General features: G+C 37.5%; 12 protein-coding genes and 1 pseudogene. 3 read left to right on the forward strand and 10 right to left on the reverse strand.

From position 1 onward, the window contains the following. A partial coding sequence (locus H540_RS0119250; RefSeq protein WP_028402017.1) for an IS6 family transposase occupies nucleotides 1–289 on the reverse strand: 289 nt, incomplete at its 3' end. 517 nt (nucleotides 290–806) lie between these two features. Here H540_RS0119250 and H540_RS0119255 point away from each other — a divergent pair. Together H540_RS0119255 and H540_RS0119260 are read left to right on the forward strand one after the other, a co-directional pair. After that, nucleotides 807–1790: a hypothetical protein gene (locus H540_RS0119255; protein ID WP_028402018.1), complete on the forward strand. Its 984-nt coding sequence runs from the start codon at nucleotides 807–809 to the stop codon at nucleotides 1788–1790. Between the two features lie 358 nt (nucleotides 1791–2148). Continuing rightward, nucleotides 2149–2523 (forward strand): hypothetical protein, encoded by a 375-nt coding sequence (locus H540_RS0119260; protein ID WP_051317201.1) that lies wholly within the window; start codon nucleotides 2149–2151, stop codon nucleotides 2521–2523. Between the two features lie 457 nt (nucleotides 2524–2980). On the opposite strand, the gene H540_RS0119265 is transcribed toward H540_RS0119260, so the two are convergent. The 8 genes and pseudogenes from H540_RS0119265 to H540_RS0119300 form a co-directional block, all read right to left on the reverse strand. Further along, nucleotides 2981–3433: a hypothetical protein gene (locus tag H540_RS0119265; protein WP_028402020.1), complete on the reverse strand. Its 453-nt coding sequence runs from the start codon at nucleotides 3431–3433 to the stop codon at nucleotides 2981–2983. Further along, nucleotides 3430–3747: a PadR family transcriptional regulator gene (locus H540_RS0119270; protein ID WP_028402021.1), complete on the reverse strand. Its 318-nt coding sequence runs from the start codon at nucleotides 3745–3747 to the stop codon at nucleotides 3430–3432. The genes H540_RS0119265 and H540_RS0119270 overlap by 4 nt, the downstream gene beginning before the upstream one ends. A 302-nt stretch (nucleotides 3748–4049) precedes the next feature. Then, nucleotides 4050–4607, reverse strand: coding sequence for an NADPH-dependent FMN reductase (locus H540_RS0119275; RefSeq protein WP_028402022.1), 558 nt, complete (start codon nucleotides 4605–4607; stop codon nucleotides 4050–4052). Between the two features lie 418 nt (nucleotides 4608–5025). Continuing rightward, a complete protein-coding gene (locus tag H540_RS0119280) occupies nucleotides 5026–5406 on the reverse strand; it encodes a hypothetical protein (RefSeq protein ID WP_028402023.1) in 381 nt (126 codons plus the stop codon). Next, nucleotides 5401–5658 (reverse strand): annotated as a pseudogene (locus H540_RS34235) (IS6 family transposase); the annotation flags it as partial. The pseudogene H540_RS34235 and the gene H540_RS0119280, both read right to left, overlap by 6 nt. 122 nt (nucleotides 5659–5780) lie before the next feature. Then, nucleotides 5781–6761, reverse strand: a complete 981-nt coding sequence (locus H540_RS0119290) for a tripartite tricarboxylate transporter substrate binding protein (protein ID WP_028402024.1) — start codon at nucleotides 6759–6761, stop codon at nucleotides 5781–5783. Between the two features lie 143 nt (nucleotides 6762–6904). Next, nucleotides 6905–7579, reverse strand: a complete 675-nt coding sequence (locus H540_RS0119295) for a response regulator (RefSeq protein WP_028402025.1) — start codon at nucleotides 7577–7579, stop codon at nucleotides 6905–6907. Between the two features lie 18 nt (nucleotides 7580–7597). After that, nucleotides 7598–9202 (reverse strand): ATP-binding protein, encoded by a 1605-nt coding sequence (locus H540_RS0119300; RefSeq protein ID WP_028402026.1) that lies wholly within the window; start codon nucleotides 9200–9202, stop codon nucleotides 7598–7600. Nucleotides 9203–9918: 716 nt separating this feature from the next. Between H540_RS0119300 and H540_RS0119305 the strand changes: the two genes are divergently transcribed. Then, on the forward strand, nucleotides 9919–11265 hold the full coding sequence (locus tag H540_RS0119305; protein ID WP_081415209.1) for an MFS transporter: 1347 nt from the start codon (nucleotides 9919–9921) through the stop codon (nucleotides 11263–11265). Between the two features lie 64 nt (nucleotides 11266–11329). Here the strand turns inward: H540_RS0119305 and H540_RS0119310 are convergent, their stop codons facing one another. Beyond that, nucleotides 11330–12037, reverse strand: a complete 708-nt coding sequence (locus H540_RS0119310) for an IS6 family transposase (RefSeq protein WP_028402028.1) — start codon at nucleotides 12035–12037, stop codon at nucleotides 11330–11332. Nucleotides 12038–12322: the final 285 nt, after the last annotated feature.

A 12322-nucleotide genomic window follows, 5' to 3' on the forward strand; every position in this document is an offset into this window, starting at 1 on the left:
CCACTGCACGATACAGATACATCCATTGACCTTTTACTTTGATATACGTTTCATCGACTCTCCAAGAGTCATTTGTTGTCTTAAGATGACACCGCACTCTTTCATCTAATTCCGGTCCATATTGATGAACCCAACGCATAATCGTTGTGTGAGCCATCGATAGGCCACGTTCTTCCATCATCTCCACTACATTACGAAAGCTCAAGTTGTACCGCAGGTACCATCTCACTGTTAACAAAATAATGTCAGGCTCATAATGCTTCCACTTGAACAAATGTTTTGTTTCCATACCGATCACACACCTTTGTAGAGTAGTAGTATCAGTATGTCCAAGTTTAAGAGATTTTTTGCACCAGAACCCTGAATATCATCCCTTTTCTAGATTAATAATATCAGTATGTCCAGGATTTATAGATTAGTTTCAAGTTAGCTGAAATTTTTGCACCAGAACCCGTTTTTTTAATAGTTTGATAGGTATTTTACTTTCATTCTCTAATATAAGGGTTTTTCAGTATGTACTTAACCATTGTCAAGCTGATACATCAAAAAGGAGGAACTCAGGTTATCAGCTTGTGTTGTCCATTGTACGTGCTGAGCCGCAAGATCATTCGTTCGAGAAATCTCCTTCTCTCCATACAATTACACGTTTCTTTACATGGAGACTTTGTTCCCGACCGCCTTTACTAAAAATAAATTTCTAAAAAATGCAACTTTATGGAGGGTTTTTACAAAAACCGACGAATTTCAATAAATGTTAATTTAATCGATTATTATGATTTTTAAATTTTTTGTAGAGGAGAAATGAAATGTTTAATGATCCTAAGAAAAGTACAGCATTATTTTGCACAGGTCTAGCTTTATCAATTGGCGTTGCAGGTTTTCTTCAATCTAATCCTAGTACTAATCAAACACAAGGTATTGTAAATAAAAATGTATCAACGACAAGTCAAACTAGAGATCTAAATGTTGTGAATACTAAACTTAATAATGAATTATCAAATAAAAATTATGATATCTCAGATAACTCAAAAGAAAGTCCTATTGATATTTCTAAAGCTAAAGTAATCAAAAAGCATGAAGAGATTAAGGATCTAAAATTATTATTTGAGAGAGCAAAAAAAGGTAAACAAGAATTTAGTGATGCAGATAAATTTAAAGCCGAAGCGAAAATACATAAAATTTCAGCAGAAGCAAATACATTCCAAGTTAAAAATTATCAAACATCTCAATTGATTGAAGAGTTAGAAAATCCAGATGGAACAAAAATAGAAACTTATGCTATTACTAACTTTGCATCTGCTTATGAAACGGATACTGATGGAGTCCTAGCATCTACCAATAACTCGGGTCTGAATGTTACTAATCTATCTAATACCAATTCAAGTCTTGCTGTTCGACCAATGGCTGATAAGTACGACGAGCAATGGGATCCGACTTACGGAGTAAAGGCTTATAGCAGAGTCTATGTAACTAAGACAACGGATAGTCGAGGAACATGGTTAGATCTTTCAAGTGTAAATGGTGGTTGGTTAATCGATGATAGTAGTTACTATTTAACAAATATGCGTGTACGGTTAGTTCAAATAGGTGTTGGTACTAGCGGATCAGTTTATAAAACAGCAGATAAATATCCAGGTGGTTCAAAGTTTAATTACGCGGCAGATCCTGCGTGGCCAAAAGTGTCTGCTAATACAAGTGGTGCAGGAAAAGCTTATGTAGGTGCAGGGCAATATGTTAAGATCCATCATGGGGCATCTGCTTGGCAATTTGATTGGTCGAATAATTATTAATAATATATCCCTTTAAAGCTTATAATCCCCTTTAGCCATTAAAGAGGATTATAAGCTTTAATTGAGATAGTTAAGCTAAAGTGTACATTTTGCTCTACATGAATCTACTCATTTACATTTCTTTTACTTGTTCCGCTTCTTCGAAATAAGGTATTTGAAAGTAACATACTGATAAACTTTAGCAAGGTTCGTATTAAGAGTATTTGTTAAAAAATGAAAATATTCTTATAATAATTATATCTCGATAAGATTAAATACAAAAACTGATTTTTTAATAGGAAATCACCTTGTGTAATGCACTAATAATTTTAGCATTTTATATTTTAGGAAATGATGAAGTTATATAGGGGGGGTTGAAATGAAAAAACTTTTTATCTTTTTACTTTTTATGGTTTCTATTTTGGGAGGATGTTCTGACAAATACATTGTTTGGTCTGGGGAAAGCAAGAACTGGAAAGGAAAATACGCAGCAAACATTGAAGGTAATGATGAAGATGGAACCTATACTTTTCAATATAAGAATGGAGATGGCAATACAAAATTTAAGAGTATTGAAGTTATTATCAATGATGGTCAGACTTCTAAGAAAGAGGAAGACTATAAAGGAGCAATTTTTAAAATATCATCTCATTGTACAGGGTGTGCAGTGACTCCCAAAGATGAAATTATGAAGATTAACATTAAATGGGATGGTAAGAATGAAGAAACTTTTTTCTTAAAACCCGATAAGTAATATTAAAATCTTTTTTCAAGCTAAGAATGTATCTTAACAGAAGTTAGTGTTCTTCAATTATTCTAAAGATTTTTGAATCCAAAAAGGTAATACTAAACTAAGACCCTAATTTTGTTTTTTGTATATCTTATATATGTGAGGTTTACATAACATCATATTATTGGAAGTCAATGTATCTATAAGCTTAAAAAAATCCCCTTCAGATTACTTAGAGGGCACTGAAAAAGTCCATTTGAAGAGAAAAAGAAGCTAATCAACTACTATATATAGGTGGATAGCTTCTTTTTAATTTCTGTATGTTGATGAAAACCTTGTTATTTACTCAAGGTAGTCACTTTTTCAGCGGCCTCATTACTTACTGAAGGGGATTTTTGTTTACATAATCAGTGTTATCGGTAGTTGAAAAATAACAGCATGTTTATCGTCAACATGTTGTTTGGTATTAAAAATTATGTCATTAATTTTCTTTATCGAATTTTAGTGTGCCTGTGGGAAAGAATATATCCTCTTTTTGTGCCACATTTACTACACGTAGTATACCTCTTGCCACTCCTAATACATAACCAACAAATGCTCCTAAACCAATCCCTATTAACAAAACCATTTTAGGTGATAATTCCTCAATTGCAGGGGTACCGCTTGCTATCCAAAATCCTCCACCTGCACCTAATGCTATGACAGAACTGATTATCAAAAAGCGCATAAAAATAGACTGGAGCATAACATCACGTAACTTGTTATTCATAACGATCACATCCTCCACTAAATTTAATAATCTAGTATCTATTGCGTTCACAAAGATATCAACAAAATCTTTTAAAGAGAACCGCCGTTCTTCAAGAATGAGTAAAAATTCCTCCTCATAACGTGCTCTCCATTTTTTGGGGTACATATAAATCAACCATTTCATATTAGACCCAACCTCTTTAAACCGATTGTCGTGATACGCTCCATTTCTTTTAGCTTTTCTTGGAGATATTCCCGACCGTCGGGAGTAATTTGATAAGGTTGTCGCCGCTCTTGTGAAGGTATAGCTTCAATAAGTCCCGTTTTTTCCATACGACTAATAGCCCCATATAGTGTTCCAGGTCCAATTTTCATATCATATGACTTCTCGATGTCCTCCATGATTGCGTATCCATGCTTATTTTCATTAGCAAGACTAATTAAAATAAATAAAGTTGGTTCTGAAAAACGTCCAAGTGCTGAGGATTTTGAGCTCATAAACTTTAAATTTAAACCTCCTTCTGTATTACGTTACACGATATATCGTGTAACGTAATACTAACATATGGAAAAATTTTCTTCAACATCATTTTTTCTTTTGAAGTAGTGAATTTAATATTTATGTCAGGCTTATATAACATGTCATTATCGGAAGTCAATGTATCTCAGCCACTATAAAAAATACCCTTCAGACCCTGTGTTCTGAAGGGATTTCTGGTTCACATAATCAGTGTTATCGGTAGTTATTCTTAATTAAGTAGTCTAATAATAAGTAACAATAAAGCCTTTTAAAATACAAACTACAACGTAAGTCTATTATTTATCTCATTCGCTATACTACTAACTAAAGCAATAAGGGCTTGCTTGATACTCTCGTCTGTTACTGTAGCATCATCTTTAAATTTGGTTCGGACAGATGGAACTAGCAACGAGCCATTTTTAACAACAGTAGCATCCAACATACCTAGCGTAAGCAGTAAAGACTCATGTGCTTTATCTCCCCCGGAAGTCGATGGAGAAGCCGTTATAACGGCCACTGGTTTTTTATAAAGTTCAGCTGATGAGACAAGCCACTCTAACGCATTTTTTAAGACTCCTGGTACACCTTTTGCATACTCTGGTGTACAGATAATAAGCGCATGTGATTCATCTAGCGTCTTTCGAAAATCTTCAACAACAGCTGGTGGTTTCATTCGATCTATATCTGGATTAAAATGGGGAAGCTCTTTTATTCCATTATAAATAGTATAGTCAATATCTTCGGGAATAAAAGTTGCTAAAGATTTTAATATATTCGTGTTAGACGAACCTTCTCGAATGCTTCCTGAAATAGCTACTATCTTTTTTTGTTTCATCATATTATCACCTCTACAAACATAATATCTATTTCAATACAGGCAAATCAAAGATGTTGAACCATTTAACGAAAATCAAATGACTTTATTGTAAATATAACAACTATATTTGTAATTAATCATTTTTATTATCATTGAACATGTGGAAAGAATGATGAATACCGTATACATATGAGGTTTACATAACATGTTATTATCGGCATTCAATGTATCTCAGACAGTATGAAAACACCCTTCAGACCTTGTGTTCTGAAGGGATTTCTTGTTCACATAATTAGTGTTATCGGAAGTTGCTTAGTGTTAGCCAAATTCACTGTTTGGGAGGTATTAGAATCTCCCGTACTCTGGTGGCAGAGAGATGAATGGATAAACTTTTCTATTCGCTGCTAGAGGCCTGTTTTTCACTATTTCGAATTACAGATTATTTCATATAGATTATTACAAGCATCCATAAAGCTAAAGCACCAATGATAGCGAGTACTATACGCGTAGATAATATCCGTACTTCAAAGTTGGTTTTCTTTGATGGTTCAGGATATGCAATCACGTAAATTCCCTTTAACAGTGCGAGCCATGCAATAACTGTAATGAATCCCTGCCAGTTGAGTGCCCATACATTATGCAGGATCACAGTACCTAACCCTAGGAAAATCGATAGAAATCCATACATAATCCCAAATCCTCTGTCCTCAACCACTAATTTTTTCAGTTCACGTAATACCGATGGACGTACGAAAAGTATTCCTGATACAATAACTATCACCCATCCCCAAAATAGTCCTAGAAAGGTACTTGCTTCCATTGTTATCTCACTCCTTTCAATTCTCCAAGAGTCATTAGTTAGCTTAAGGTGACGTCGTACTCTTGCATCTAATTCAGGTCCATATTGATGAACCCAACGCATAATGGTTGTGTGAGCAATGGACAAACCTCGTTCCTCCATCATTTCCACCAAATCACGAAAGCTCAAGTTATACCGTAGATACCATCTCACGGTTAATAAAATAATATCAGGCTGATAGTGCTTCCATTTGAACAACTTTTCCTTTTCCATACCGATCACACACCTTTTTTAGAGTAATAGTATCAGTATGTCTAGGATTTGGAGATTAATTGCAATTATCTTGAAGTTTTTGCACCAGAACCATTTTACAGATTAGCTCCTCATTACTCGAATCATTTCCGCACCTCTGAATCGTGCATTAGCTCCTCGTACATCTTACTTTTTTGATCAAGGAACAATTTTGTTTCCCTGCTGTTTTTATAAAAGGAGTTCCACCCCTTCTCTTCAAGAATGGTTTTCCATGTATCCGTTTTGACCATTTTGTTAATAGCTTCATCCCAATAAGCAATCTCTTCTTCCGTCATATTAGGAGGACCCATTACTCCTCTCCAGTGCTGAAATACTAAATCAATCCCTTGTTCTTTCCAAGTTGGAACTTCTGGCAGTTCTTTCAGCCTTTTGGGAGAAGATACAGCTAAAATGTTCACTTTTCCTGCTTTGTATTGTTTTTCCGCCTCGGACAAGGCCAATGTCGCCACATTAATCTGCTTATCAATTAAAGCATTTACAACTTTCTCTTTATTTTCATAGACAAAAAACTCAAGCTCTACAGGATTTATTCCAAATGCTTTACTTATTTGCACAAAAGCTAAATGATCATCATTGCCTAGACCAGGGGCAACACCAATTTTAATCACTTTCTTGTCTTTCTTCAGTTTTTCCATTAACTCTTTTGCATTGCCTATGCTAGAATCTTTTGATACGACAACTACCTCCCATTCGGCTGCTAAGGTAGCAATCGGTGTAAAATCTTTATATGTTAGCTTACTGTGACCTAATAGATGATTGGTTATGAGTAAGCTCGAATTCATAGCAAGTACATGACCGCTTTGCTGCTTTGTATATTTCCATCCTACATCACCGCTGCCTCCTACTTTGTTCGTAACAACAATTGGTTTTGTAAAGATTTTCTCCTCTTTTAAAGTTCTTTGCATCGCCCGCGCAGTCAAATCCCACCCCGCGCCTACAACATTAGGTGCAACTAATTCCACTTGATCTATGTCTATTTTGTCAGTGCCTGGGGACTTTTCCAAAGAGCAGCCTGTTATCGTCCCAACAAGCAGCCATATGAATGGTAACAATCTTTTTTTCATGACTTCCATCACCCCGTTGTTTGTGCCTTGCACCCCGCTTCACCTAACTGCTTAAGGGAAAGGTAATTGTCTAAAGCAGTTACAGACATGTGTACGTTTGTTTTCAACAAAAAATGGCCTGCACAGTTTCGAATAAGGAACATTCACGTAAGGCAATATTTACGTTCTGGACGTCCGATAATGCCATATTCATACTCTACTGTGCATTCATTAATCGCAACTAAGTATTCCAAATATCTCCTTGCTGTTGTTCTTGAAGCACCCATTTGCTCTCCCATTTCTTCTATTGTAATGCCGCCATTTAAATCCCGAATGATTTCTTTTACCTTTTGCAATGTTAATGGATCAACACCTGTAGGTAAGTTTTTTGGACTTACATCCTTTGCTTTTGTAGTGCCAAAAAACATGTCAACTAACGACTGGTCGACTTCACTACGATTGTTTAATAGTTGCTTCTTTTTCTTATAATCTTCAATAGCGCAAACGAATTTCTCCATCGTAACTGGTTTAATAAGATAGTTACATACCCCGTTCCGAACCGCTTTTTCTAACATGCCTTTTTCATTAGCTGCTGTAACCATAATCACATCAACATTTGGAAAGTCGGCGTGAATCTTCAGCAACAAGTCTGTACCAAGCCCATCTGGCAGATAAATGTCTAATAGAAGCAAATCAATTTCTGCTTTTTCTAACAGTTCCATTGTTTCTTTTGCATTCAATGCTTTCCCTACAACTTTTACATCCTTTATTTTTGATAAAAATTCCTCCTGAATCTGGGCTACTCGGAAATCGTCTTCTACAATTGCAACCTTCAACATGTACATCTCCTCCTATTTTTATATATTCTCGTCCAATTTCTTAGGAAGATAGATTGTAAAGATAGCTCCTCCCCTTTTTTGGTTGTTGATTTCAATAGATCCTTGCAGGAAGTCTACCATTTCCTTAACATTAGCCAGCCCGTAACCACGATTGTTTCCTTTAGTAGAAAAACCTTTTTTGAAAATAGTATCTATTTTTTCACCTGGCACACCTATTCCACTGTCTACCACTTCAAAGACAACATCATGACCAATATCAGTGACAAAAAAAGAGACATACTTTTCCGGTTGATTACTAACAGCATCAAATGCATTGTCAATAATATTTCCAATGATGGTGATAAGATGTGAGATTTCAATGTGATCTGGCAATGAGCTAAGCGTACTATCGCTTTCAATATTGAACTGAATTTTCTTCTCAGACGCTGTCCCAAGTTTTCCTAACAAAATAGCCTGTACTTTCGCATCAAGAATTTGGTTAAATAAAATATGATTCTGACTTTGATGAACACTGGATTCTTGTTGAATGAATTCAAATGCCTCCACATAATGGCCTAATTGAAGTAAACCTGATAATACAAAAAGCTTATTTGTGAATTCATGAGTTTGAGCACGTAGGTCTTCTGAGTATTTTCTCACCTCAGAGATAGTATCAATTAATTTTTGTAACTCCGTTTTATCTCGGAAACTGCATACAACGCCAACAGTTTGGTTATTTTCCACTATAGGTGTCATATTTAGGATAAACACTTTATCTTTAAGCGGCATTTCTTGATTGCTTTCCATTATACCTGTTTCCAGTACTCTCATCATATTAGAATTCGGAAGAACTTCAGCAATATGTCGATGCAGATAGTCGTTGTCTAAATCCAGCATATCCTTCGCAGAAGTATTCATCATGGTAATGAGGCCCTTTTGATCAATGGCAATGATTCCTTCTTTTATGGATAGCAGTATAGCATTGCGCTCTCGATATAACGAAGCGATTTCATTCGGCTCCAAACCTAACGTATCTTTTCTGATGCTTCGCGCTAAAAATATCCCTCCAATTATTCCAGCCAGTAAAACAGCCAACGAAAACAGAATAATTTCTTTGATTCTATTCAATATATTGGATTGGATATCTTTTTTCAAAAATTCTACTGTAACGACCCCTACTACTTGATCATAGTCCCCATAATTAACAATGATCGGCGCTTTTCCCATTAAGGCAGGACCAGCAGTTCCCGTTCCTTCCAACGTATAGTATCCTCCAAAACTGAGTGCTTGATAGTTGTAAGGATCGACCCTTTTTCTACCTAACCAATTGGGATCAGAGTGTGAATAGACAACTCCATGGCGATCTTCCACGACTACATTATCTGCGCCTGCTTGCTCCCGAACCTGTTCAGCGATCGGCTGGATATAACTTTTAGGGTCGCTAGTTTGAAATGCTTCTTTTATCTTCGGCATAAAAGAAATAGATTTGGCTGTCTGCAGAGCCAGCTGCTCAACTTGGCGTTTCGTGTCAACAGACTGAATATAAGCAAATATACCTGCCAAAAGAACAACAATAAATAAGATCAGCGTAATAATTAAACTGAGTATCTTCGTTTGTAACGAGACTTTAAGCGATTTATTCATATTTGCACCCTTTAACAAAAAAATTATATAAATATAGATTGATGAATGAACAGAGACTAGGGGCATAGCGAAATCTAAAGCTCGGCACATGTGACCACTAACTCATGCTAAACCAACACGTTGCACCTATATAAATGACTTTTGTAACAATGTAAATATTCTAAAATATCAATCATCATTTAATTATTATAAGAAAGCCCAGTATTAATCAACCCTTTTATAGGCATTAAATTTGTTTAGCAATAACTAGATTTCTGTCTTCTGGTTAAAAGAGAATGAATCGTAATAGTGATCGCGAACGCTATTATAAATTAAATTGATAGAAATATTATATCTATAACAAACTCTGTCATAAGAATGACTTTTAAAGCAAAAGAAAGCGACAATTATCTTTAAGACAATAGGGAATGTCGTGTACATAAAGTACATAAAGTACAAAATTTTCATTATATTGAGGTTTTTTTAACAAAAGAATATAATCCATTTATATTGAATACGCTTTCACATTTGGCTTGTGATGATGTTTTTGAAGGCATTTCAATAAGATAGGGAGGTTGATATATTTATTGAGGCCAATACTAGTGTTAAACAGGTGCGTACACATACGCAAGAGTTTTCAAATGTAGCAAAACGAAAAAACGTTTGTAGTGCATTTGTGGATGAATGAGAATCAGTAGTATGGGAAAATGAAATTTGTTCAACAGGGGGATTTAATAATGTCTCAATCCATTGAGCGCGCAAAAGCGCGACGCATCACAGGTAACATCTTCAAAGGTTCGGTTGGAAATCTGATCGAATGGTACGACTGGTACGTCTATTCTGCTTTCGCCGTGTATTTCTCAGCAGAGTTCTTCCCCAAGGGAGACCCAACGAGCCAACTGCTCAACACGGCAGCGATTTTCGCCGTCGGCTTCCTGATGCGCCCGATAGGAAGCCTGCTGATGGGCCGCTACGCCGATCGTCATGGCCGCCGTGCCGCGCTGACGCTTTCCATTACCGTCATGGCCGGTGGTTCTCTAATCATTGCCTGCACCCCAAGTTATAGCACAATTGGTGTTCTGGCTCCTATTATTCTGGTTCTCGCACGCCTGCTCCAAGGGTTGTCGTTAGGCGGAGAGTATGGAACCTCGGCCACGTACCTGTCCGAGATGGCCGGCAGCGGTCGCCGCGGCTTCTACTCGAGCTTCCAGTACGTCACACTTGTTGCTGGACAGATGGTAGCACTGGGTGTTCAGATCATCCTCCAGCAAATACTCAGCGAACCCGATATGAAGTCCTGGGGCTGGCGTATTCCCTTCGTCATCGGAGCAATGGGAGCATTGGCCGTATTATGGCTGCGCCGCACGATGGACGAATCGGAGCAGTTCTCAAAAATGGGTTCTGAAAGCCGGGCAAACGCTGGGACCGTTCGGGCTCTGATGAAACACCCCAAGGCGGTGCTGACAGTGGTCGGACTAACGCTCGGTGGAACCGTCGCCTTCTATACCTACACGACGTATTTACAGAAGTTCATGGTGAATACTGTGGGCCTCCACAAGGAGGTCGTCAGCTGGATTAACTTTATTGCCCTGCTGGTATTCGTCGTGCTTCAACCGCTCGCCGGCATGCTGTCTGACCGGATCGGACGGCGCCCGTTATTGATTAGTTTCGGTATCCTCGGAACGTTGCTAACGGTACCACTGTTCCTGATCATGGAGCAGACGAAGAACCCTATCGTTGCTTTCTTGCTCATGATGGCGGGTCTCATCATTGTCACCGGTTACACTTCCATCAATGCGATCGTGAAAGCCGAGCTCTTCCCAACCGAAATCCGTGCTCTTGGCGTGGGATTACCCTACGCACTCACCGTCGCGGTGTTCGGCGGGACGGCGGAGTTCATCGCGTTATGGCTGAAGAGCATTGGAGCCGAGTCTCTCTTCTACTTCTACGTAGCTGCCTGCATTGCCCTGAGCTTCATCACCTACTGGCGTATGGATGAGTCTTCGAAGGTCTCCCACATCGAAGCAGAGCTGGGTGCTGAAAATACACTAGCTGTCCGCGAACCCAGCTCACGGCACTCTTAAGGGTTCTAGTGCAAAGATAAAATAGCAGAGAATAAAACACATATATTTCTAGTGGAATCGTATCTTATGCTGCAAGCCCAAACAATTGATGGATGAATTCTTTCTGATTTTGGACAGACTGATCTTGTAAATCAATCTGTTCTTTTTTAATCATATGCATGGCCTCTACTCCTGAAAGAATGGATGTAGCCGTATTAAAAGACTTGAACCCTAACATAGGAAAGGCTCGCCTCTTAATGAATCGATGATCCTGTTCCACGATGTTGTTCAGATATTTTACTTGCCTTATTTGGATGCCTTCTGGTATCTTTTTTCCTTCTTTTAACTCTTCAATTGCTACTGGATAAGCTGGATTCTTATCTACAGTAATGACACGAGGAGTGGATACATGTGAAAAAGCCAAGGCTTTTTTCAAGAAGCGCTTGGCTGATTTGCTGTCTCTCGTTTTACTAAGGAAAAAGTCAATGATATTCCCATCCGAATCGACTGCACGATATAGGTACATCCATTTTCCTTTTACTTTTATGTACGTTTCATCAACTCTCCAGGAGTCATTTGTTGACTTAAGATGACGCCGTACCCTTTCCTCTAATTCAGGCCCATATTGATGAACCCAACGCATAATCGTTGTGTGAGCCATGGATAAGCCGCGTTCCTCCATCATTTCCACCAAATCACGAAAACTGAGGTTGTACCGTAGGTACCATCTCACTGTTAACAAAATAATGTCAGGCTGATAATGTTTCCACTTGAACAAATTTTGCTTTTCCATACTGATCATACCCCTTTTTTAGAGTAATAGTATCAGTATGTCCAAGCTTTAGAGATTAATTGCGATTGTTTTGAGTTTTTTGCACCAGAACCCATTTTTTTCTCCTGTTTTTATATTCGGTTTCCTTTTATACTAGAATGAGCTTAACAATGAGGTAAACTGTATGGAACATACTAAAAACTTGCTCTTACAAGTAATGATTATTTTGATCCCTGTCTTTTTTTATTCTATGTATTTAACCAATCGTCATCAATTCATCGAAACGAAACGTCAAAAATTAATTTT

The sequence above is a fragment of the Ectobacillus panaciterrae DSM 19096 genome, assembly GCF_000430785.1.
GTDB classification, from domain to species: domain Bacteria; phylum Bacillota; class Bacilli; order Bacillales; family Bacillaceae_G; genus Ectobacillus; species Ectobacillus panaciterrae.

Excerpts from the sequence above, each read along its gene's own strand:
- H540_RS0119255 (WP_028402018.1), top strand. The coding sequence starts at position 807 with ATGTTTAATGATCCTAAGAAAAGTACAGCATTATTTTGCACAGGTCTA.
- H540_RS0119260 (WP_051317201.1), top strand. The coding sequence starts at position 2,149 with ATGAAAAAACTTTTTATCTTTTTACTTTTTATGGTTTCTATTTTGGGA.
- H540_RS0119265 (WP_028402020.1), bottom strand. The coding sequence starts at position 3,433 with ATGAAATGGTTGATTTATATGTACCCCAAAAAATGGAGAGCACGTTAT.
- H540_RS0119270 (WP_028402021.1), bottom strand. The coding sequence starts at position 3,747 with ATGAGCTCAAAATCCTCAGCACTTGGACGTTTTTCAGAACCAACTTTA.
- H540_RS0119275 (WP_028402022.1), bottom strand. The coding sequence starts at position 4,607 with ATGATGAAACAAAAAAAGATAGTAGCTATTTCAGGAAGCATTCGAGAA.
- H540_RS0119280 (WP_028402023.1), bottom strand. The coding sequence starts at position 5,406 with ATGGAAGCAAGTACCTTTCTAGGACTATTTTGGGGATGGGTGATAGTT.
- H540_RS0119290 (WP_028402024.1), bottom strand. The coding sequence starts at position 6,761 with ATGAAAAAAAGATTGTTACCATTCATATGGCTGCTTGTTGGGACGATA.
- H540_RS0119295 (WP_028402025.1), bottom strand. The coding sequence starts at position 7,579 with ATGTTGAAGGTTGCAATTGTAGAAGACGATTTCCGAGTAGCCCAGATT.
- H540_RS0119300 (WP_028402026.1), bottom strand. The coding sequence starts at position 9,202 with ATGAATAAATCGCTTAAAGTCTCGTTACAAACGAAGATACTCAGTTTA.
- H540_RS0119305 (WP_081415209.1), top strand. The coding sequence starts at position 9,919 with ATGTCTCAATCCATTGAGCGCGCAAAAGCGCGACGCATCACAGGTAAC.
- H540_RS0119310 (WP_028402028.1), bottom strand. The coding sequence starts at position 12,037 with ATGGAAAAGCAAAATTTGTTCAAGTGGAAACATTATCAGCCTGACATT.